Annotated in this window: 17 protein-coding genes; 13 read left to right on the forward strand and 4 right to left on the reverse strand. The window is 60.8% G+C overall.

Going from position 1 to position 20,315, the window contains the following annotated elements; genetic code table 11:
• The first annotated feature begins 2 nt into the window (after positions 1–2).
• From nuoE to AC07V0_RS20085, 13 genes are all read left to right on the forward strand, one after another.
• Positions 3–500: an NADH-quinone oxidoreductase subunit NuoE gene (gene nuoE, locus AC07V0_RS20025; protein ID WP_007905058.1), complete on the forward strand. Its 498-nt coding sequence runs from the start codon at positions 3–5 to the stop codon at positions 498–500.
• Positions 497–1,852 carry an NADH-quinone oxidoreductase subunit NuoF gene (nuoF, locus tag AC07V0_RS20030; protein ID WP_018925511.1) on the forward strand — a complete coding sequence of 452 codons (1,356 nt, stop codon included), beginning with the start codon at positions 497–499 and terminating at the stop codon, positions 1,850–1,852. Before nuoE ends, nuoF begins: the two co-directional genes overlap by 4 nt.
• A gap of 137 nt (positions 1,853–1,989) precedes the next feature.
• Positions 1,990–4,704 carry an NADH-quinone oxidoreductase subunit NuoG gene (gene nuoG / locus AC07V0_RS20035; protein WP_018925510.1) on the forward strand — a complete coding sequence of 905 codons (2,715 nt, stop codon included), beginning with the start codon at positions 1,990–1,992 and terminating at the stop codon, positions 4,702–4,704.
• The gene (gene nuoH, locus AC07V0_RS20040; RefSeq protein WP_018925509.1) at positions 4,701–5,708 is read left to right on the forward strand and encodes an NADH-quinone oxidoreductase subunit NuoH; all 1,008 of its coding nucleotides are present in this window, start codon (positions 4,701–4,703) and stop codon (positions 5,706–5,708) included. Before nuoG ends, nuoH begins: the two co-directional genes overlap by 4 nt.
• A 12-nt stretch (positions 5,709–5,720) precedes the next feature.
• Positions 5,721–6,266 carry an NADH-quinone oxidoreductase subunit NuoI gene (gene nuoI / locus AC07V0_RS20045; RefSeq protein WP_007940875.1) on the forward strand — a complete coding sequence of 182 codons (546 nt, stop codon included), beginning with the start codon at positions 5,721–5,723 and terminating at the stop codon, positions 6,264–6,266.
• Positions 6,267–6,275: 9 nt separating this feature from the next.
• Positions 6,276–6,779: an NADH-quinone oxidoreductase subunit J gene (gene nuoJ / locus AC07V0_RS20050; RefSeq protein WP_018925508.1), complete on the forward strand. Its 504-nt coding sequence runs from the start codon at positions 6,276–6,278 to the stop codon at positions 6,777–6,779.
• A 2-nt stretch (positions 6,780–6,781) separates the two neighbouring features.
• On the forward strand, positions 6,782–7,090 hold the full coding sequence (gene nuoK / locus AC07V0_RS20055) for an NADH-quinone oxidoreductase subunit NuoK (RefSeq protein ID WP_007940879.1): 309 nt from the start codon (positions 6,782–6,784) through the stop codon (positions 7,088–7,090).
• A complete protein-coding gene (gene nuoL / locus AC07V0_RS20060) occupies positions 7,087–8,940 on the forward strand; it encodes an NADH-quinone oxidoreductase subunit L (protein ID WP_064618791.1) in 1,854 nt (617 codons plus the stop codon). Before nuoK ends, nuoL begins: the two co-directional genes overlap by 4 nt.
• Positions 8,941–8,980: 40 nt before the next feature.
• Positions 8,981–10,513 carry an NADH-quinone oxidoreductase subunit M gene (gene nuoM / locus AC07V0_RS20065; RefSeq protein WP_018925506.1) on the forward strand — a complete coding sequence of 511 codons (1,533 nt, stop codon included), beginning with the start codon at positions 8,981–8,983 and terminating at the stop codon, positions 10,511–10,513.
• Between the two features lie 7 nt (positions 10,514–10,520).
• Positions 10,521–11,984 (forward strand): NADH-quinone oxidoreductase subunit NuoN, encoded by a 1,464-nt coding sequence (gene nuoN, locus AC07V0_RS20070; protein ID WP_018925505.1) that lies wholly within the window; start codon positions 10,521–10,523, stop codon positions 11,982–11,984.
• Positions 11,985–12,192: 208 nt separating this feature from the next.
• Positions 12,193–12,624: a type II toxin-antitoxin system Phd/YefM family antitoxin gene (locus AC07V0_RS20075; protein ID WP_086944987.1), complete on the forward strand. Its 432-nt coding sequence runs from the start codon at positions 12,193–12,195 to the stop codon at positions 12,622–12,624.
• Positions 12,621–12,998 carry a type II toxin-antitoxin system VapC family toxin gene (locus tag AC07V0_RS20080; protein ID WP_086944988.1) on the forward strand — a complete coding sequence of 126 codons (378 nt, stop codon included), beginning with the start codon at positions 12,621–12,623 and terminating at the stop codon, positions 12,996–12,998. Before AC07V0_RS20075 ends, AC07V0_RS20080 begins: the two co-directional genes overlap by 4 nt.
• A 170-nt stretch (positions 12,999–13,168) precedes the next feature.
• Positions 13,169–14,494: an OprD family porin gene (locus AC07V0_RS20085; protein ID WP_086944989.1), complete on the forward strand. Its 1,326-nt coding sequence runs from the start codon at positions 13,169–13,171 to the stop codon at positions 14,492–14,494.
• 545 nt (positions 14,495–15,039) lie between these two features.
• On the opposite strand, the gene AC07V0_RS20090 is transcribed toward AC07V0_RS20085, so the two are convergent.
• The 4 genes from AC07V0_RS20090 to AC07V0_RS20105 form a co-directional block, all read right to left on the reverse strand.
• The gene (locus AC07V0_RS20090) at positions 15,040–15,372 is read right to left on the reverse strand and encodes a DUF2790 domain-containing protein (protein ID WP_086945151.1); all 333 of its coding nucleotides are present in this window, start codon (positions 15,370–15,372) and stop codon (positions 15,040–15,042) included.
• 79 nt (positions 15,373–15,451) lie between these two features.
• Entirely contained in the window at positions 15,452–15,652 is a 201-nt protein-coding gene (locus tag AC07V0_RS20095) for a co-regulatory protein PtrA N-terminal domain-containing protein (RefSeq protein ID WP_018925500.1), read from the reverse strand.
• Between the two features lie 236 nt (positions 15,653–15,888).
• On the reverse strand, positions 15,889–19,041 hold the full coding sequence (locus AC07V0_RS20100) for a CusA/CzcA family heavy metal efflux RND transporter (RefSeq protein ID WP_018925499.1): 3,153 nt from the start codon (positions 19,039–19,041) through the stop codon (positions 15,889–15,891).
• 40 nt (positions 19,042–19,081) lie between these two features.
• A complete protein-coding gene (locus AC07V0_RS20105) occupies positions 19,082–20,275 on the reverse strand; it encodes an efflux RND transporter periplasmic adaptor subunit (protein WP_086944990.1) in 1,194 nt (397 codons plus the stop codon).
• Between the last annotated feature and the right edge of the window lie 40 nt (positions 20,276–20,315).

The raw sequence follows: 20,315 nt of genomic DNA on the forward strand, positions 1-20,315 counted from the left end.
GCATGAACAGCACGCTTATCCTGACAGACCGTTTCGCCCTCAGCGAAACCGAGCGCTCGGCCATCGAGCACGAGCTGCATCACTACGAAGACCCGCGCGCGGCGTCGATCGAAGCCCTGAAAATCGTCCAGAAGGAACGTGGTTGGGTGCCTGACGGCGCGCTCTACGCCATCGGCGAAATCCTCGGCATCCCGGCCAGCGACGTTGAAGGGGTGGCTACTTTCTATAGCCAGATTTTCCGTCAGCCAGTCGGCCGTCACATCATCCGCGTCTGCGACAGCATGGTCTGCTACATCGGCGGCCATGAGTCGGTGGTCAGCGAAATCCAGAGCAAGCTGGGCATCGGCCTGGGCCAGACCACCGCCGACGGTCGCTTCACCCTGCTGCCGGTCTGCTGCCTCGGCAACTGTGACAAGGCGCCGGCGTTGATGATCGACGACGACACATTCGGTGATGTGCAGCCTGCCGGCGTTGCCAAATTGCTCGAGGGCTACGTATGACCCTGACTTCCTTCGGTCCAGCCAACCGCATCAAGCGTTCGGCCGAGACTCACCCGCTTACCTGGCGCCTGCGTGACGACGGCGAAGCCGTATGGCTCGACGAGTACCAGGCCAAGAACGGTTACGCCGCTGCACGCAAGGCCTTCGCCGACATGGCCCAGGACGACATCGTCCAGACCGTGAAAGACTCCGGCCTCAAGGGTCGCGGCGGCGCAGGCTTCCCCACTGGCGTGAAGTGGGGCCTGATGCCCAAGGACGAATCCATCAACATCCGCTACCTGCTGTGCAACGCGGATGAAATGGAGCCGAACACCTGGAAAGACCGCATGCTGATGGAGCAACTGCCCCATCTGCTGATCGAAGGCATGCTGATCAGTGCTCGCGCGCTGAAAACCTACCGTGGCTACATCTTCCTGCGTGGCGAGTACACCACCGCTGCCAAGCACCTCAACCGTGCAGTGGAAGAAGCCAAGGCAGCGGGGCTGTTGGGTAAAAACATTTTGGGCAGCGGCTTCGATTTCGAGCTGTTCGTCCACACCGGCGCCGGGCGTTACATCTGCGGTGAAGAAACCGCACTGATCAACTCCCTCGAAGGCCGCCGCGCCAACCCGCGCTCCAAGCCGCCCTTCCCTGCCGCCGTCGGCGTGTGGGGCAAGCCGACTTGCGTGAACAACGTCGAAACCCTGTGCAACGTGCCGGCGATCATCGCCGACGGCGTGGACTGGTACAAATCGTTGGCTCGCGAAGGCAGTGAAGACATGGGCACCAAGCTCATGGGCTTCTCCGGCAAGGTCAAGAACCCGGGCCTGTGGGAATTGCCGTTCGGCGTTACCGGTCGCGAGCTGTTCGAAGACTACGCCGGCGGCATGCGCGACGGTTACAAGCTCAAGTGCTGGCAGCCAGGCGGCGCCGGTACCGGCTTCCTGTTGCCGGAACACCTGGACGCACAAATGTACGCCGGCGGCATCGCCAAAGTGGGCACCCGTATGGGTACCGGCCTGGCCATGGCGGTGGACGACAGCGTCAACATGGTTTCCCTGCTGCGCAACATGGAAGAGTTCTTCGCCCGTGAATCGTGTGGTTTCTGCACCCCATGCCGTGACGGTCTGCCGTGGAGCGTCAAGCTGCTGCGCGCGATCGAGAACGGTGAAGGGCAAGCCGGCGATATCGAGACCCTGCTGGGTCTGGTCGGTTTCCTCGGCCCAGGCAAGACCTTCTGTGCTCACGCACCGGGTGCCGTGGAGCCGTTGGGCAGTGCCATCAAATACTTCCGTCCAGAGTTCGAAGCCGGCATCGCGCCTACCCGCGCCGTCGTCCCGCCTCTGGCAAAGCCGATCGTAGTCGGCGCTTAACGCTTTAAAAAAGGCGAACGGTCCGTGCCGTTCGCCTTTCGTCCGATGACGCCTTTCGAGGCTGTTTGGATTTGGACGGATAACAAGATTCCATTAGCCACGCCCGCTGACACCGGGCCAACGAAGAACTTTGAACCATGGCCACTATCCACGTAGACGGCAAAGAGCTCGAAGTCGATGGGGCAGACAACCTGTTACAGGCATGTCTGTCGCTAGGCCTCGATATCCCTTATTTCTGCTGGCACCCAGCCCTTGGCAGCGTTGGCGCTTGCCGCCAGTGCGCGGTCAAGCAGTACACCGACGAGAACGACAAGCGTGGTCGGATCGTCATGTCCTGCATGACCCCCGCCACCGACGGCAGCTGGATCTCCATCGACGACGAAGAAGCGAAAGTGTTTCGCGCCAGCGTCGTTGAATGGCTGATGACCAACCACCCTCACGACTGCCCGGTCTGTGAGGAAGGCGGTCACTGCCACCTGCAAGACATGACGGTGATGACCGGCCACAACGAGCGCCGTTATCGCTTCACCAAGCGTACCCACCAGAACCAGCAACTGGGCCCGTTCATTTCCCACGAAATGAACCGCTGCATCGCCTGCTATCGCTGCGTGCGCTTCTATAAGGACTACGCCGGTGGCACCGATCTCGGTGTGTTTGGCGCCCACGACAACGTGTACTTCGGTCGCGTTGAAGACGGCACCCTGGAAAGCGAGTTCTCCGGCAACCTCACCGAGGTCTGCCCGACCGGTGTGTTCACCGACAAGACTCACTCCGAGCGCTACAACCGCAAATGGGACATGCAGTTCTCGCCGAGCATCTGCCATGGCTGCTCCAGCGGTTGCAACATCTCCCCGGGCGAGCGTTACGGCGAACTGCGCCGCATCGAAAACCGCTTCAACGGTTCGGTGAACCAGTACTTCCTGTGCGACCGTGGCCGTTTCGGCTATGGCTATGTCAACCGCAAGGATCGCCCACGTCAGCCACTGCTGGCCAACGGCGCGAAACTGAGCCTGGACGAAGCACTGGATAAAGCCGCCGACCTGCTGCGCGGTCGCAACATCGTCGGTATCGGTTCGCCACGCGCCAGCCTCGAAAGCAACTACGCGCTGCTCGAACTGGTCGGCGCCGAGCACTTCTACTCCGGTATCGAAGCCTCGGAGCTGGAACGCATTCGTCTGGTCATGCAGGTGCTCAAAGACAGCCCGCTGCCGATCCCGAACATGCGCGACGTCGAAGACCACGATGCGATTTTCGTCCTCGGCGAAGACCTGACCCAGACCGCTGCGCGCATGGCCCTGGCCCTGCGTCAATCGGTCAAGGGCAAGGCCGAAGACATGGCCGACGCCATGCGCGTTCAGCCATGGCTCGACGCCGCGGTGAAGAACATCGGCCAGCACGAGCTGAACCCGCTGTTCATCGCCAGCCTGGCTGAAACCAAGCTCGACGACATCGCTGAAGAATGCGTTCACGCCGCACCAGACGACCTGGCCCGCATCGGTTTCGCCGTGGCTCACGCCCTCGACGCCAGCGCACCGGCCGTTGAAGGTCTGGACGCTGAAGCTCTGGCGCTGGCCAAGCGCATTGCCGACGCCCTGCTCGCCGCCAAGCGTCCGCTGATCATTGCCGGTACCTCGCTGGGTTCCAAGGCGCTGATCGAAGCGGCGGCAAACATCGCCAAAGCCCTGAAGCTGCGCGAGAAGAACGGTTCCATCAGCCTGATCGTGCCAGAGGCCAACAGCCTCGGCCTGGCCATGCTCGGCGGCAACTCGGTCGACGAAGCGCTGCAAGCGGTAATCGACGGCCGTGCCGACGCCATCGTCGTGCTGGAAAACGACCTGTACACCCGCACCGACAAATCCAAGGTCGATGCTGCCCTGAACGCCGCGAAAGTGGTGATCGTGGCGGACCATCAGAAGACCGCCACCAGCGATCGCGCGCACCTGGTACTGCCAGCGGCCAGCTTCGCTGAAGGCGACGGTACGCTGGTCAGCCAGGAAGGCCGCGCCCAGCGCTTCTTCCAGGTCTTCGACCCGACTTACCTCGACGCGAGCATTCTGGTTCACGAAGGCTGGCGCTGGCTGCACGCCCTGCGTTCGACCCTGCTGAACCAGCCGATCGACTGGACCCAACTGGACCACGTCACCGCTGCCGTTGCTGCAAGCACGCCGCAACTGGCGCGTATCGTCGATGCCGCACCGTCCGCCGCATTCCGGATCAAAGGCCTGAAACTGGCGCGCGAACCGCTGCGTTACTCCGGTCGTACCGCCATGCGCGCCGACATCAGCGTGCACGAACCGCGTACTTCCCAGGATAACGACACCGCGTTCTCGTTCTCCATGGAAGGTTACTCGGGCTCCGCCGAACCGCGCCAGCAAGTACCTTTCGCCTGGTCTCCGGGCTGGAACTCGCCGCAAGCCTGGAACAAGTTCCAGGACGAAGTCGGTGGTCACCTGCGCGCTGGCGACCCGGGCACTCGCCTGATCGAAAGCACCGGTGATTCGCTGAACTGGTTCGCCAGTGTTCCGCGTGCGTTCAACCCGGCGCCAGGCACCTGGCAGGTCGTACCGTTCTTCCACCTGTTCGGCAGCGAAGAAAACTCTTCCAAAGCCGCACCGGTGCAGGAACGCATCCCGGCCGCCTACGTGTCGCTGGCCAAGTCCGAAGCCGATCGCCTGGGTGTCAATGACGGTGCCCTGCTGAGCTTGAACGTTGCCGGCCAGACTTTGCGTCTGCCGCTGCGCATCAACGAAGAGCTGGGTGCCGGTCTGGTCGCATTGCCTGCAGGTATCGCCGGCATTCCACCAGCCATCTTTGGCAAATCCGTTGACGGTCTGCAGGAGGCAGCGCTATGACCTGGTTCACTCCTGAAGTGATCGATGTAATCATCGCGGTCCTCAAGGCCATCGTGATTCTGCTCGCCGTAGTGGTTTGCGGCGCGCTGCTGAGCTGGGTCGAGCGTCGTTTGCTCGCCCTCTGGCAGGACCGTTACGGTCCGAACCGCGTCGGCCCGTTCGGCGCGTTCCAGATTGCGGCCGACATGATCAAGATGTTCTTCAAGGAAGACTGGACCCCGCCGTTCGCCGACAAAGTGATCTTCACCCTGGCACCGGTCGTGGCCATGAGCGCCTTGCTGATTGCCTTCGCGATCATCCCGATCACCCCGACCTGGGGCGTGGCGGATATCAACATCGGCATCCTGTTCTTCTTCGCCATGGCGGGTCTTTCGGTCTACGCGGTGCTGTTCGCCGGCTGGTCGAGCAACAACAAGTTCGCCCTGTTGGGCAGCTTGCGGGCCTCGGCACAAACCGTGTCGTACGAAGTGTTCATGGGCCTGTCGCTGATGGGCATCGTGATCCAGGTTGGCTCGTTCAACATGCGCGACATCGTTGAATACCAAGCGCAGAACATGTGGTTCATCATTCCGCAGATCTTTGGTTTCCTGACCTTCTTCATCGCTGGCGTCGCCGTGACTCACCGTCACCCGTTCGACCAGCCGGAAGCGGAACAGGAACTGGCCGACGGTTACCACATTGAATACGCCGGCATGAAATGGGGCATGTTCTTCGTGGGTGAGTACATCGGCATCGTGTTGATCTCGGCGCTGCTGGTCACGCTGTTCTTCGGTGGCTGGCACGGCCCGTTCGGCCTGCTGCCGCAGATCCCGTTCATCTGGTTCGCACTGAAAACCGCGTTCTTCATCATGTTCTTCATCCTGCTGCGCGCCTCGATTCCGCGCCCACGGTATGACCAAGTGATGGACTTCAGCTGGAAGTTCTGCCTGCCGCTGACCCTCGTCAACATGCTGGTGACCGCTGCGATCGTGTTGCTCAACACGCCCGCCGTCGCGGCTCAGTGAGGATAGAGAATCATGAAGTACATTTTTGACATCGTGCATGGCTTCTTCACCCAGCTTCGCAGCCTGGTGATGATCTTCGGCCACGCCTTCCGCAAGCGCGACACGCTGCAGTACCCGGAAGAACCCGTGTACCTGCCGCCGCGTTTCCGTGGCCGTATCGTCCTGACCCGCGACCCCGACGGCGAAGAGCGTTGTGTAGCCTGCAACCTGTGCGCCGTGGCGTGCCCGGTGGGTTGCATCTCGCTGCAGAAAGCTGAAACCGAAGACGGTCGCTGGTACCCGGACTTCTTCCGCATCAACTTCTCGCGCTGCATTTTCTGCGGCCTCTGCGAGGAAGCCTGCCCGACCACCGCGATCCAGCTGACACCGGATTTCGAAATGGCCGAGTTCAAGCGGCAGGACCTGGTTTACGAGAAAGAAGATCTGCTGATCTCCGGTCCCGGTAAAAACCCTGACTACAACTTCTATCGTGTTGCAGGTATGGCGATTGCCGGTAAGCCAAAAGGCGCCGCGCAGAATGAAGCCGAGCCGATCAACGTGAAGAGCTTGCTGCCTTAAGGAAGAACGATGGAATTCGCTTTCTATTTCGCATCGGGTATCGCTGTTGTGTCCACGCTTCGCGTGATCACCAACACCAATCCCGTGCACGCCCTGCTCTACCTGATCATTTCGCTGATCGCCGTGGCCATGACGTTCTTCGCCCTTGGCGCACCGTTTGCCGGTGTACTGGAAGTGATCGCCTACGCCGGCGCCATCATGGTGCTGTTCGTGTTCGTGGTGATGATGCTGAACCTGGGCCCGGCCTCGGTTCAGCAAGAGCGCGTCTGGCTCAAGCCCGGTATCTGGCTGGGCCCGGTCGTACTCGGCGGCCTGCTGCTGGCTGAACTGCTGTATGTGCTGTTCAGCCACTCCAGCGGCCAGGCCCTCGGCCACACCACCGTAGACGCCAAGGCCGTGGGCATCAGCCTGTTCGGTCCTTATCTGCTGGTGGTCGAACTCGCCTCGATGCTGCTGCTCGCCGCAGCCGTCACGGCGTTCCACTTGGGCCGCAACGAAGCCAAGGAGCAATGACGATGCCTGCTATCCCTTTGGAGCATGGTCTGGCGGTCGCCGGCATCCTGTTCTGCCTCGGTCTGGTCGGCCTGATGGTCCGGCGCAACATTCTCTTCGTGCTGATGAGCCTGGAGGTCATGATGAATGCCTCCGCACTGGCGTTCATCGTTGCCGGTAGCCGCTGGGCGCAGCCGGATGGACAGATCATGTTCATCCTGGTGATCAGCCTGGCAGCCGCCGAGGCCAGTATCGGCCTGGCGATTCTGTTGCAGCTGTATCGCCGCTTCCACACTCTCGATATCGACGCTGCCAGCGAGATGCGCGGATGAACCTTCTCTATCTGACTTTCCTGTTCCCCCTGATCGGTTTTGTGCTGCTGGCGTTCTCCCGGGGACGCCTCTCGGAAAACCTCTCGGCGCTGATCGGCGTCGGCTCCATCGGCTTGTCGGCGATCGTCGCGGCTTATGTGATCTGGCAATTCAACGTTGCACCGCCGGAGGGTGGCCACTACACCCTGGTGCTGTGGCAATGGATGGCGGTGGAAGGCTTCACGCCGAACTTCGCCCTGTACCTGGATGGTCTGTCCGTGACCATGCTCGGTGTGGTGGTGGGCGTGGGCTTCCTGATCCACCTGTTCGCGTCCTGGTACATGCGCGGTGAAGCCGGTTACTCGCGCTTCTTCGCCTACACCAACCTGTTTATCGCCAGCATGCTGTTCCTGGTCCTGGCCGATAACCTGCTGTTCGTGTACTTCGGCTGGGAAGGCGTGGGCCTGTGCTCGTACCTGTTGATCGGTTTCTACTACAGCAACCGCAACAACGGTAACGCGGCACTCAAAGCCTTCATCGTGACCCGCGTCGGCGACGTGTTCATGGCCATCGGCCTGTTCATCCTGTTCCAGCAACTGGGCACGCTGAATATCCAGGAACTGCTGGTCAAGGCGCCTGAGCACTTCAAGGCCGGTGACTTCTGGATCGTTCTGGCGACCCTGATGCTGCTGGGCGGCGCTGTCGGTAAATCCGCGCAACTGCCGCTGCAAACCTGGCTGGCGGATGCGATGGCCGGCCCTACTCCGGTTTCGGCACTGATCCACGCCGCGACCATGGTAACCGCCGGTGTCTACCTGATCGCCCGTACCCACGGCCTGTTCGCACTGGCGCCGGATATCCTGCACCTGGTAGGTGTCGTGGGTGGCGTGACGCTGGTGCTGGCAGGTTTTGCCGCACTGGTTCAGACCGACATCAAACGTATCCTCGCCTACTCGACCATGAGCCAGATCGGCTACATGTTCCTGGCCCTGGGCGTCGGTGCATGGGATGGCGCGATCTTCCACCTGATGACCCACGCCTTCTTCAAGGCGCTGCTGTTCCTTGCATCCGGTGCGGTGATCGTTGCCTGCCACCACGAGCAGAACATCTTCAAGATGGGCGGCCTGTGGAAGAAACTGCCACTGGCCTACGCCAGCTTCATCGTCGGCGGCGCGGCCCTGGCGGCCTTGCCTCTGGTGACCGCGGGCTTCTACTCCAAGGATGAAATCCTCTGGGAAGCGTTCGCCAGCGGTAACGAAGGCCTGCTGTATGCCGGTCTGGTCGGTGCCTTCATGACCTCGCTGTACACCTTCCGCCTGATCTTCATCACGTTCCACGGTGAAGCGAAGACCGAAGCCCATGCCGGTCACGGTGTTGCTCACTGGCTGCCGCTGTCGGTGCTGATCGTACTGTCGACGTTCGTCGGCGCGATGATCGTTCCACCGCTGCACGGCGTACTGCCGGAAAGCGTCGGCCATGCCGGCGGCGAAGCCAAGCACAGCCTGGAAATCGCTTCGGGCGCCATCGCCCTGTCCGGTATCCTGCTGGCCGCGCTGCTGTTCCTCGGCAAGCGTCGCTTCGTCACGGCTATCGCCAACAGCGGCATCGGCCGCTTCCTTTCGGCCTGGTGGTTCGCTGCCTGGGGCTTCGACTGGATCTACGACAAACTGTTCGTCAAGCCATACCTTGCGATCAGCCACATTCTGCGCAAAGACCCGCTCGACCAGACCATCGGTCTGATCCCGCGTATGGCCAAAGGCGGTCACACCGCCCTGAGCCGCACCGAGACCGGTCAATTGCGTTGGTATGCCGCCTCGATGGCTGCTGGTGCCGTGCTGGTAATCGGCGCCGTCGTGCTGGTAGCGGTCTGACTATGAACCTTGCGAACTTGCGAAAGGAAACGAGCCCGTCATGATTCTGCCATGGCTAATCCTGATCCCCTTCATCGGCGGCCTGCTGTGCTGGATGGGTGAGCGCTTCGGCGCCACCCTCCCCCGCTGGATTGCGCTGATCACCATGTCCCTGCTGCTCTCCCTCGGCCTCTGGCTGTGGGCCAACGGTGACTATTCATTTGCACCAAAACCTGGCGCCGATCCGACCTGGGCGCTTGAGTTCAAACACGTCTGGATCCAGCGCTTCGGCATCAACGTGCACCTGGCCCTCGACGGCCTGTCGCTGTTGATGATCCTGCTGACCGGCCTGCTGGGTGTCCTCTCGGTACTCTGCTCCTGGAAAGAGATTCAGCGTCACGTGGGCTTCTTCCACCTGAACCTGATGTGGATCCTGGGCGGTGTCGTTGGCGTGTTCCTCGCCCTCGACCTGTTCATGTTCTTCTTCTTCTGGGAAATGATGCTGGTGCCGATGTACTTCCTCATCGCGCTCTGGGGTCACAGTTCTTCGGACGGCAAGAAAACCCGGATCTACGCGGCGACCAAGTTCTTCATCTTCACTCAGGCTTCCGGCCTGATCATGTTGGTGGCGATCCTGGGCCTGGTACTGGTCAACTTCAACGACACCGGCGTGATTACCTTCAACTACGCCGATCTGTTGAAAACCAAGATGTCGCAGACCACCGAGTACATCCTGATGCTCGGCTTCTTCATCGCCTTCGCGGTCAAGCTGCCCGTCGTACCGTTCCACTCCTGGTTGCCTGACGCTCACGCCCAGGCACCGACCGCGGGTTCCGTGGACCTGGCCGGTATCTTGCTGAAGACTGCTGCGTACGGCCTGCTGCGTTTCGCCCTGCCGCTGTTCCCGAATGCCTCGGCCGAGTTCGCGCCGTTCGCCATGACCCTGGGTCTGATCGGGATCTTCTACGGTGCGTTCCTGGCCTTTGCGCAAACCGACATCAAGCGTCTGATTGCCTTCTCGTCCGTTTCCCACATGGGCTTCGTGTTGATCGGCATCTACTCCGGCAGCCAACTGGCGCTGCAGGGCGCGGTCATGCAGATGCTGGCTCACGGTCTGTCGGCCGCGGCACTCTTTATCCTCTCCGGTCAGCTGTACGAGCGCACCCACACCCGCGATATGCGCGAGATGGGTGGCCTGTGGTCGAAGATTGCCTACCTGCCAGCCCTAAGCCTGTTCTTCGCAGCGGCGTCGCTGGGCCTGCCGGCGACCGGTAACTTCGTCGGTGAGTTCCTGATCCTGATCGGCACCTTCGCCAGCGCGCCATGGGTCACCGTGATCGCCACGTCCGGCCTGGTATTCGGTTCGGTCTACTCGCTGATCATGATCCACCGCGCCTACTTCGGCCCGTCGAAATCCGACGCGGTGCTGCATGGCATGGACGGTCGCGAACTGATCATGGTGGTTGGGCTTGCGGCACTGCTGCTTTACATCGGCGTGTACCCGCAACCGTTCCTCGATACCTCTGCCGCGACGATGCATGGCGTGCAGCAGTGGCTCGGCTCCGCCTTCACTCAACTCGCTTCGGCCCGGTAAGAGCGCTATGGAATTCACGACTCAACACTTTATCGCGCTTGCGCCGTTGTTGATCACCAGCGCCACGATCATCGTGGTGATGCTGGCTATCGCGTGGCGCCGCAACCACTCGCAAACCTTCCTGCTGTCGGTGGCAGGTCTTAACCTGGCCTTGCTGTCGATCCTGCCAGCCCTGAAAGTCGCGCCATTGGCCGTGACCCCGTTGCTGCAGATCGACACCTTCGCTTGCCTGTACATGGCGCTGATCCTGGTCGCCACCCTCGCCTGTGTGACCCTCGCCCACGCCTACCTGGGCGATGGCGGTACGGGCTACCCGGGCAACCGTGAAGAACTTTACCTGCTGATCCTGATGTCCGCCGCCGGTGGCCTGGTGTTGGTCAGCGCGCAGCACCTGGCCGGCTTGTTCGTCGGTCTGGAACTGCTCTCGGTACCGGTCTACGGTCTGGTGGCTTACGCCTTCTTCAACAAGCGTTCACTGGAAGCCGGCATCAAGTACATGGTGCTGTCGGCCGCCGGTTCCGCGTTCCTGTTGTTCGGCATGGCCCTGCTCTACGCCGAAGCCGGCAGCCTGAGCTTCAACGGCATCGGTCAGGCCCTGGCGGCCACCGGCCTGCCTAGCCCGATCGCGCAACTGGGCCTGGGCATGATGCTGATCGGCCTGGCGTTCAAACTGTCGCTGGTACCGTTCCACCTCTGGACCCCGGACGTTTACGAAGGGGCTCCGGCACCGGTGGCAGCGTTCCTGGCCACGGCCTCCAAAGTGGCTGTGTTCGCGGTGATGGTGCGTCTGTTCCAGATCTCGCCAGCGGCGAGCAGTGGCGTGCTGAGCAACGTGCTGACCGTCATCGCCATCGCGTCGATCCTGTTCGGTAACCTGCTGGCACTGACCCAGAGCAACCTCAAGCGTCTGCTGGGTTACTCGTCCATCGCACACTTCGGTTACCTGCTGATCGCCCTGGTGGCGAGCAAGGGCCTGGCCGTGGAAGCCATCGGCGTGTACCTGGTCACCTACGTGATCACCAGCCTCGGCGCGTTCGGTGTGATCACCCTGATGTCCTCGCCGTACAGCGGCCGTGACGCGGATGCCCTGTACGAATACCGTGGCCTGTTCTGGCGCCGTCCGTACCTGACCGCCGTCCTGACCGTGATGATGCTGTCCCTGGCTGGTATCCCGCTGACCGCGGGCTTCATCGGCAAGTTCTACATCATCGCCACCGGCGTCGAGTCGCACCAATGGTGGCTGGTCGGCTCCCTGGTACTGGGCAGCGCCATCGGCGTCTTCTACTACCTGCGTGTGATGGTCACCCTGTACCTGATGGAACCGAACCTGCGTCGCCACGATGCGCAACTGCACTGGGAACAACGTGCAGGCGGCGTGATGCTGCTGGCGATCGCCGTACTGGCGTTCTTCCTCGGCCTGTACCCACAACCGCTGCTGAACCTGGTTCAACAGTCGGGGTTGGCGGGTTGATCGCTTAAGCGATACTCGGTAGAAAACAGAAACGGCACCTTCGGGTGCCGTTTTTGCGTTTGTGGGATTTGTTACCGCTGCCCTCCCCTCCTTCTGCAATCCCCGAAACCTCGCGCAGGAATGTCCGTTTCGTCCTACATCCAGCACTGCGCACTTGGCTCTATCTTGAATGACTGGCTGGATCGATAAATCAACGCGAGAAAGAACAATGAACCGTGACATCTTTTCCGAACTGGTAGACGGCCTCGACGCCTTGGCCGCTGAGCGCCAGGGTAATGTCACGCTGCTGACCCATCGAGTGAAACGCTCCAAATCGCCCCCCGTCCCACTTGAAGAATCGCGCATCTTTACCGCCCCTCAAATTTCTGGCTATATTTGTCCAGAATATGGGAGAGACACCATGATCGTCGTTCCGTTGGCCGAAGCAAAAAATAACCTGTCCAAGCTCGTCGATGACGCAGCCGCCGGGCAGATCATCACGATTGCCAAACATGGCCGGGCCCTTGCGCGTCTGGTTCCGGTGGGAAAAACCCGCGGCCAGCGTATCGGAGCGATGAAAGGCAAACTGGTGCTCCCCGAAGACTTTGACGCCTCATTGCCTGACGACATGCTCGATGCTTTTGAAGGCACTCAAGAATGAGGCTTCTGCTCGACACACATATTTTGCTCTGGACGCTCAGCGATGACCCCAGGCTATCCAGCAAAGCCAGAAAGCTCATTGAGAGCGCTGCCGACATTTACATCAGCGCAGCGACATTCTGGGAGATGGCGATCAAGGTTGGACTGGGAAAGCTGAACGTTGACTTGGAAGAAATCCGCCAGTGCTGCCTCGACAGCGGGTTCATCGAGCTGCCTGTGACCTCAGAACACGCCATTGCCGTGAAGGACCTCGAACATCACCATCGTGACCCGTTTGACCGTCTCATTGTTGCAACGGCCATGACAGAACCCATGAAACTCCTCACCGCCGATCCATTGGTTGTCCGGTACACGGATCTGGCTGTTTTGGTCTGATCGGGCAACACCACACCCACATGACGAAATTGTAATTCCCCCATCACCTTGGCGTTATCCGCAGCTTGCAACGATGTCACCCGGCGACCATGCCGGCGGGCCCTTGCCCGCCGAACAATAAAACCCACGCCGAAGCACGTTCCCGTTCTGCCGAACCCAAGGAGTGATTGATGGTTAACAATACAAAAATGTCGATAGCCGCTTTAGCGGTGGTTGTCGGCTCCGGGCCGTCCATGGTGTTGGCGGAAGAAAAACCCGAGGGGTTTATCGAGGGCAGCAGCCTGACGGTGCTCAACCGCAACTTATACTTCAATCGTGATCACCGTGACGGCCAGTCGAGTCCCACCGGCAATGGCTATTCCGAGGCCTGGGCTCACGCGGTCATCAGCAAGTTCGAATCCGGCTTTACCCAAGGCACCGTTGGATTCGGGGTCGATGCGTTTGCGATGATCGGCTTGAAACTCGATACCGGTGACGGGCGCAACGGTGGCCGTAGTTCTTTCGACGTGTTGCCGGTCGACAGCGATGGTCAGGCGCGGGATGAATACACCAAGGTCGGTGGCGTCGCCAAAGTGCGCGCCTTCGATACGGTGGTGAAGGTCGGCGATGTGTTCCCCGCCAACCCGGTGGTTGCGGCGGGTGACTCCCGACTGTTGCCGGAAAGCTTCCGGGGTGTCACGGCCACCAACACCAGCATCGAAGGTCTGTCGGTACAGGGCGGTCGCCTGCATGCGATGAGCCAGCCGGTGTCCAGCGACATGCGCGAGAACTTCGCGACCTTCTACGCCGGTCCAGTCAATTCGCCGTGGGTCGGCTATCTCGGTGGCGACTATGCACTGAACAAAAACCTCAGTTTCAGCCTGTATTCCAGTCGCCTCAAGGATGCCTGGAATCAGTATTACGCCGGCACCGCATGGACTTATCCGCTGTCGGATGACCTGTCGCTATTCGGTGGCTTGAACTATTACAAGGCGGTCGACGAAGGCAAACAACTGCTCGGCGAGTTCGACAACAACATCTGGAGCGGCCGTGTCGGGGTGAAACTCGGCGCCCACTCCGTTGCCTTGTCGCACCAGCGCAACAACGGCAACGACGACTTCGATTACCTGCGCCAGTCCGACTCGATCTTCCTCGACAACTCCATCCAGTACAGCGACTTCAACTCGCCCAAGGAACGTTCGTGGATGGTGCGTTACGACCTCGACATGAGCAGCTATGGCGTGTCGGGTTTGTCGTTCATGACTCGTTACGCCCGCGGCACCGACGCCGATTACTCCAACGCCAACGCCGTGTACATGCGCCGCGATGCCGACGGCAACCCACTGACTGACCAGAAGCGCTGGGAGCGCGACATCGAAGTCAAATACGTGGTGCAGAGCGGCTCGTTGAAAGACATGTCTCTTCGTTTGCGCCAGGCCACCACCCGCGCCACGGCGTTTGAGTCGGATCTGGATGAAGTGCGGGTGATTGTCGAGTATCCGCTGGCGATTCTCTGACTTCACGGCTAATGCAAATTCACCTTTAGAAGCTCCTTGCTCCTTTGGTAAGAGGTGAATCCTTTGGCGTCCTTCGGGGCGCCTTTTTTATGCCCGTGAATTGAGCACTGCAGAAGCAGCCTTCGGCGACGCCTACAGGGTCGGTTTCTGTTTCGGGAGGGTTTGGTGTTGGCTTTTTCATGATTTCGGCATTCAGCGTGATGGTTAGAGCTGACCCATTCGGTTCAACGCGAAAAGGAGGCAGCTGTACGCAGGTTGGAACCCGGGCCACTGAGCAAAACCCGACAGACTCGAAGTCTCCCGCGCACAGCCGCCATAACGGAGTGCACACATCAAGGTGCGCACGTCATGAAAGGCGCTTTTGCTTTCAGTGGAGCCGCGGGGTTCCAATTCCGATCACTGAATTGGCAGCGACAAACACAGGCTAGAGAGCGGACGTCCGACGGACAACCTGAAAACATTGTGGGAAGCCTCCCTACCTTCGCCATATCTGTTAAACATCCCGAATTGAAATACTCAACGTAGGTTGGAGGCCCTCTGTGCCCTCACCCGCCCTGTCGGCGGCAATCGCCTGCCACGGTGTATTTGATGGTATTGAGTTGGCCCTTTGAATCTTCATAGGTCATGGCAGTCGGCACCACGGAGCAGGCAACTTGCGGTCGCACAACGCTCACCACTTTGACCACATCCAACTTCATCCCGTATTCGTAATCTTTCACCACCGGCGCAGGTTTGCCCTGGTTGGCCGCGTATTGCTGCATGGCTTGGGCGTTGGCACTGAACGCCCTCTCAAACGTCCTGTCACCGCCGCCTTCTGCCAGCGCATTCAACGACATCGCCATCACACCGACGAACGCCATCAACTTAAAAACTTTCATATCCAGTACCTTCAAATCCAGGCTCAAAAAAAAGCCCACCATCGGCCTTCGATGACGGGCTAGTTCAGGTGCGACACGCTTACAAGTCTTTGGTCTTGTCGTCCTTTTTTTCATTCAACACGACGGGGTTACGCGCCTGTTCCTTGGCGACAAACGCCTCCACCGAACGGTCATTGGCCGCCATCATTTTCTCAAAGACTCTGTCGCCGCCACCTTCAGCCAAAACAACAGAAGACATCACCAACGCCGCTGCGAACGCACTCAGTTGTACAAATTTCATGCTTGATTCCTCGTTTAATTAACTAACGGGATCAAGGTAACAATCCGAACCTTTCGTGACGGTGGCGCGCAAATTACATATCCGTTATGTAACCTGAAAGGCACCTGTGGCGAGGGAGCTTGCTCCCGCTGGGTCGCGAAGCGGCCCCTCCTTCACAAAAAAAGAAGGGGCCTGCTACGCAGTCCAGCGGGAGCAAGCTCCCTCGCCACAGATAGTGGTATGCCTGAAACATTGGCTTATGAGGTGGGACTCCTCTCCTCTTCACCTCGGTGCGCGAGCTGATACAGCGCCGGCAAAATCAGCAGCGTCAGGATGGTCGAGGACAGAATCCCACCGATCACCACCGTCGCCAACGGTCGCTGCACCTCGGCACCCGTGCCGGTCGCCAAAGCCATGGGAATGAAGCCTAGGGACGCCACCAGCGCCGTCATCAACACCGGGCGCAGACGTGTGAGCGCACCCTCATTGATTGCATCAGCGAGCGAACGCCCCTCCTCCCGCAAATTGCGGATAAACGCGATCATCACCAACCCGTTGAGCACCGCCACCCCCGATAGCGCAATGAAACCAACGCCCGCCGAGATCGACAGCGGAATGTCCCGCAACCACAAGGCCATGACGCCCCCGGTCAACGCAAACGGAATCCCGGTGAACACCAGCAAGCCATCCTTGAGGTTGTTGAACATCATGAACAGCAAGCCGAACACCAACAGCAAGGCCACCGGCACCACGATCTGCAAGCGTTTGGCCGCCGACTGCAACTGCTCGAACTGCCCGCCCCAGCCGGTCCAGTAACCCGCCGGCACCTGCACATCGCGCTCGATCACCTCGCCGGCCTCTTTAACGAAGGAGCCAATATCGCGCCCACGCACGTTGGCGCTGACGATCACCAGCCGCTTGCCGTTTTCGCGGCTGACCTGATTCGGCCCGAGCACCAGATCAAGGCTGGCGACATCCTTGAGGGCGATGAAGCCTATCTGATCGGCCGCGCCATTCAGGGGCGCCGGCACCGGAATCAACAGTGCCGACAAACCGTCGATGTCCTTGCGCATGGCATCAGACAGGCGCACCACCATGTCGAAACGCCGATCGCCTTCATACAATGTCCCGGCCTGACGCCCGCCGACCGCCACCGCAATGGTGTCTTGCACGTCACCGACGTTGAGCCCATAACGCGCCGCCTTGTCGCGGTCGATGTTGATGGTCAGCACCGGCAGGCCAGTGGTTTGCTCGACCTTGACCTCGGACGCGCCGTTGACCTTCTGCATGGCGGCAGCGACCTTCGCCGCCGTAGCGTTGAGCACGTCCATGTCATCCCCGAACACCTTGACCGCCACATCGCTGCGCACGCCGGAGATCAGTTCGTTGAAGCGCAACTGGATCGGCTGCGACAGTTCATAGTTGCTGCCCGGCAGCGTCGCGGCGGCTTGTTGCAGTTCGGCCATCAGCGTTTCGCGGGACTTGCCCGGATCCGGCCACTGCGCCTTCGGCTTGAGCATCACGTAGCTGTCGGAGATGTTTGGCGGCATCGGGTCGGAGGCGATTTCGGCGGTGCCGGTACGGGCGAACACACGCTCGACTTCGGGCACCTTGTTGAGGATCAAGGTCTCCAGACGCTGCTGCATGTCCACCGATTGTGTGAGGCTGGTGCCCGGCACGCGCAAGGCTTGCAGGGCAAAATCGCCCTCACTGAGGCTCGGCACAAACTCGCTGCCCATGCGGCTGGTAAGCACGCCGCTGAGCACAATCACAGCCAGCGCCGCCCCCACCGCCATGGCGCGATGGGACATCACCCACGCCAGCGCCGGCGCATAAACGCGACGCGCGCCGCGCATGACCACGCCCTCTTCTTCCTTGACCTTGCCGGTGACAAACAACGCAATGGCCGCCGGCACAAACGTCACCGACAACAGCATGGCGCCCAACAGCGCGATGACCACGGTGAAGGCCATCGGGTGGAACATTTTCCCTTCGACACCGCTCAGGGCGAAGATCGGCAGGTACACGACCATGATGATCAACTGGCCAAAAATCAGCGGCCGCCGCGCTTCTTTGGCCGCTGCGAATACTTCATGGAAACGCTCGGAACGGCTCAGTAAACGCCCGTGATGCTGCTGCGCATGGGCCAGCCGTCGCAGGGTGTTTTCGACGATCACCACCGCGCCGTCGACGATGATGCCGAAGTCGAGGGCGCCGAGGCTCATCAAGTTGGCGCTGACTTTGTTGGTGAACATGCCGGTGAAGGTGAACAGCATCGACAGCGGAATGACCATCGCGGTGATCAACGCCGCGCGGATGTTGCCCAGGAACAGGAACAGAATCGCGATGACCAGAATCGCCCCTTCCACCAGGTTCTTTTTCACCGTGGCGATGGCCTTGTCCACCAGGTGCGTGCGGTCATACACCGGCACCGCAATCACGCCTTTGGGCAGGGAACGATTGATCTGCTCAAGCCTGGTCGCCACCGCCTGGGAGACTGTTCGGCTGTTTTCGCCGATCAGCATGAACACCGTGCCCAGTACCACTTCGCGACCGTTTTCGGTGGCGGCACCGGTACGCAGTTCGCGGCCGATGTCTACCGTCGCGACGTTCTTGATCCGGATCGGCGTACCGTCGACATTGGCCATCACGATATTGGCGATGTCGTCAGTGCTCGCCACTTGCCCGGGCGCGCGAATCAGCAGCTGCTCGCCGCTGCGCTCGATGTAACCGGCACCGACGTTGGCGTTGTTGCGCTCCAGCGCCGTGACCAGATCGGTGAGGGTCAATTTGTAAGCCGCCAGCCGCTTCGGGTCGGGGGCGATCTGGTATTCCTTGGCGAATCCGCCGATGGTGTTGATCTCGGCCACACCGGGCACGTTGCGCAATTGCGGCTTGATGATCCAGTCCTGAATCACCCGCAAATCGGTTGGCGTGTAGGCGGTGCCGTCGTCCTTCAGCGCACCGTCCTGCGCCTCCACCGTCCACAGGAAAATCTCCCCGAGCCCGGTGGAAATCGGCCCCATCAGCGCTTCCGCGCCCTCGGGCAATTGCTCCCTGGCGATCTGCAAACGCTCGTTGACCAATTGCCGGGCGAAGAACAGATCGGTGCCGTCCTTGAAGATCACCGTGACCTGCGACAGCCCCGAACGCGACAGCGAACGGGTCTGCTCCAGCGCCGGCAAACCGGCCATGGCGGTTTCAATCGGGAAGGTGATGCGCTGCTCGGTTTCCAGCGGCGAGAACCCGGCCGCGCCGGTGTTGATTTGCACCTGGACGTTGGTGATGTCCGGCACGGCGTCGATCGGCAGTTTTTGGTAACTGGCGACGCCGAGGCCGGCCATGAGGAGAACGGCGAGCAGCACGATGATGCGCTGCTCGATGGCAAACTGGATCAGGCGTTCGAACATGAGAACCTTCCGGTCGAGGTTGACGGATCAGTGGGAGCCTTCAATGAGAATGCTCGGCTGAGGCTTTGCCCAATTCCGATTTGAGGATGAAGCTGCCGGCACTGGCGACTTGCACGCCCGGTTCCAGACCTTGGGTGACTTCCACCAGACCGGCCGCGCGACTGCCCAGCTCCACCGCTTGCGCCTTGAAGCCGTCATCGGTGCGCACGAACACCGTGGGTTTGTCCTCGACGGTCTGGATCGCGGTTTCAGGTACGGCGACCCTGGCTTGGCGACTGTCGGTCGCCACCAGCGCGGTGACGAACAGGCCGGGGCGCCACGAGCCTTGCGGATTTTCCAGGGTCACGCGGACCGTTGCAGTGCGGGTCTGTTCACCGAGCAAACTGCCGACGTAGGCCACGGTGCCGGCGATTTCAGCATTGAGTTCCGGGGCGCTGACGGTGACCGGTTTGCCCACTTGTACCTTGGTCAGATCCTTGGGCGAAACGCCGAACGTCACCCACACCCGCGACAGGTCGGAGAGGGTAAAAGCCGCCGAGGTCTCATCGACCACCTCCCCCGGCGTCAGGTGTTTTTCCACCACCACACCGTCGAACGGCGCGCGCAGTTCATAGCGATTGCCGCCGGTGGCGACCACGCTGCCGCTGAGCACGCTGATTTTTTGCCGGGCATTGGTCAGGGCAATTTCGGCTTCTTCCAATGCCTGGCGTGCCTGAAGGAAATCCTGCTCGGCGGAGATCTTGTCCTGCCACAGTTTTTTCTCGCGTTCGTAGGTGGTGCGCGCCAAGGTCAGGCGCCGCTGCGCGGCAGCCTGTTCGCTGCGCTGATCAGAGATCTGCTGACTGGCGATCACCGCCAGCAACTGGCCCTTCTTCACCGACTGCCCGAGATTGACCGACACCGACTCGACCACCCCGGGCACCCGAGGCACCACGTGCGCGGTACGGTCCTCGTCAAAGCGCACTTCGCCGGGGAACGGCAAGCCGAGGCTGATGTTCTGCGCCCGCGCTTCGGCCAGTTGAATGCCCGCCGCTGCGATCTGTTCGGTGCTCAGCTCCAGGTGCCCTTCTTCTGTATGTTCACCGTTGGCTGCTGTGCCTTCTTCAGCGTGACCGGCGTGTTCCGCCGCTTCATCGGCGTGAGCGTCGATGGACGCATTTCCCGGCCACATCGAGCCAATACCAATGCCCAGCGCCAACGTCGCCGCAGCCACCACGATCAGTTTTTTTTCCATGGAAACTCCTCTGCGCCATGCCATCGCGCAGTGATTTGAA

It is taken from the genome of Pseudomonas sp. GW821-FHT01E10 (assembly GCF_059422365.1).

Excerpts from the sequence above, each read along its gene's own strand:
- nuoE (WP_007905058.1), top strand. The coding sequence starts at position 3 with ATGAACAGCACGCTTATCCTGACAGACCGTTTCGCCCTCAGCGAAACC.
- nuoF (WP_018925511.1), top strand. The coding sequence starts at position 497 with ATGACCCTGACTTCCTTCGGTCCAGCCAACCGCATCAAGCGTTCGGCC.
- nuoG (WP_018925510.1), top strand. The coding sequence starts at position 1,990 with ATGGCCACTATCCACGTAGACGGCAAAGAGCTCGAAGTCGATGGGGCA.
- nuoH (WP_018925509.1), top strand. The coding sequence starts at position 4,701 with ATGACCTGGTTCACTCCTGAAGTGATCGATGTAATCATCGCGGTCCTC.
- nuoI (WP_007940875.1), top strand. The coding sequence starts at position 5,721 with ATGAAGTACATTTTTGACATCGTGCATGGCTTCTTCACCCAGCTTCGC.
- nuoJ (WP_018925508.1), top strand. The coding sequence starts at position 6,276 with ATGGAATTCGCTTTCTATTTCGCATCGGGTATCGCTGTTGTGTCCACG.
- nuoK (WP_007940879.1), top strand. The coding sequence starts at position 6,782 with ATGCCTGCTATCCCTTTGGAGCATGGTCTGGCGGTCGCCGGCATCCTG.
- nuoL (WP_064618791.1), top strand. The coding sequence starts at position 7,087 with ATGAACCTTCTCTATCTGACTTTCCTGTTCCCCCTGATCGGTTTTGTG.
- nuoM (WP_018925506.1), top strand. The coding sequence starts at position 8,981 with ATGATTCTGCCATGGCTAATCCTGATCCCCTTCATCGGCGGCCTGCTG.
- nuoN (WP_018925505.1), top strand. The coding sequence starts at position 10,521 with ATGGAATTCACGACTCAACACTTTATCGCGCTTGCGCCGTTGTTGATC.
- AC07V0_RS20075 (WP_086944987.1), top strand. The coding sequence starts at position 12,193 with ATGAACCGTGACATCTTTTCCGAACTGGTAGACGGCCTCGACGCCTTG.
- AC07V0_RS20080 (WP_086944988.1), top strand. The coding sequence starts at position 12,621 with ATGAGGCTTCTGCTCGACACACATATTTTGCTCTGGACGCTCAGCGAT.
- AC07V0_RS20085 (WP_086944989.1), top strand. The coding sequence starts at position 13,169 with ATGGTTAACAATACAAAAATGTCGATAGCCGCTTTAGCGGTGGTTGTC.
- AC07V0_RS20090 (WP_086945151.1), bottom strand. The coding sequence starts at position 15,372 with ATGAAAGTTTTTAAGTTGATGGCGTTCGTCGGTGTGATGGCGATGTCG.
- AC07V0_RS20095 (WP_018925500.1), bottom strand. The coding sequence starts at position 15,652 with ATGAAATTTGTACAACTGAGTGCGTTCGCAGCGGCGTTGGTGATGTCT.
- AC07V0_RS20100 (WP_018925499.1), bottom strand. The coding sequence starts at position 19,041 with ATGTTCGAACGCCTGATCCAGTTTGCCATCGAGCAGCGCATCATCGTG.
- AC07V0_RS20105 (WP_086944990.1), bottom strand. The coding sequence starts at position 20,275 with ATGGAAAAAAAACTGATCGTGGTGGCTGCGGCGACGTTGGCGCTGGGC.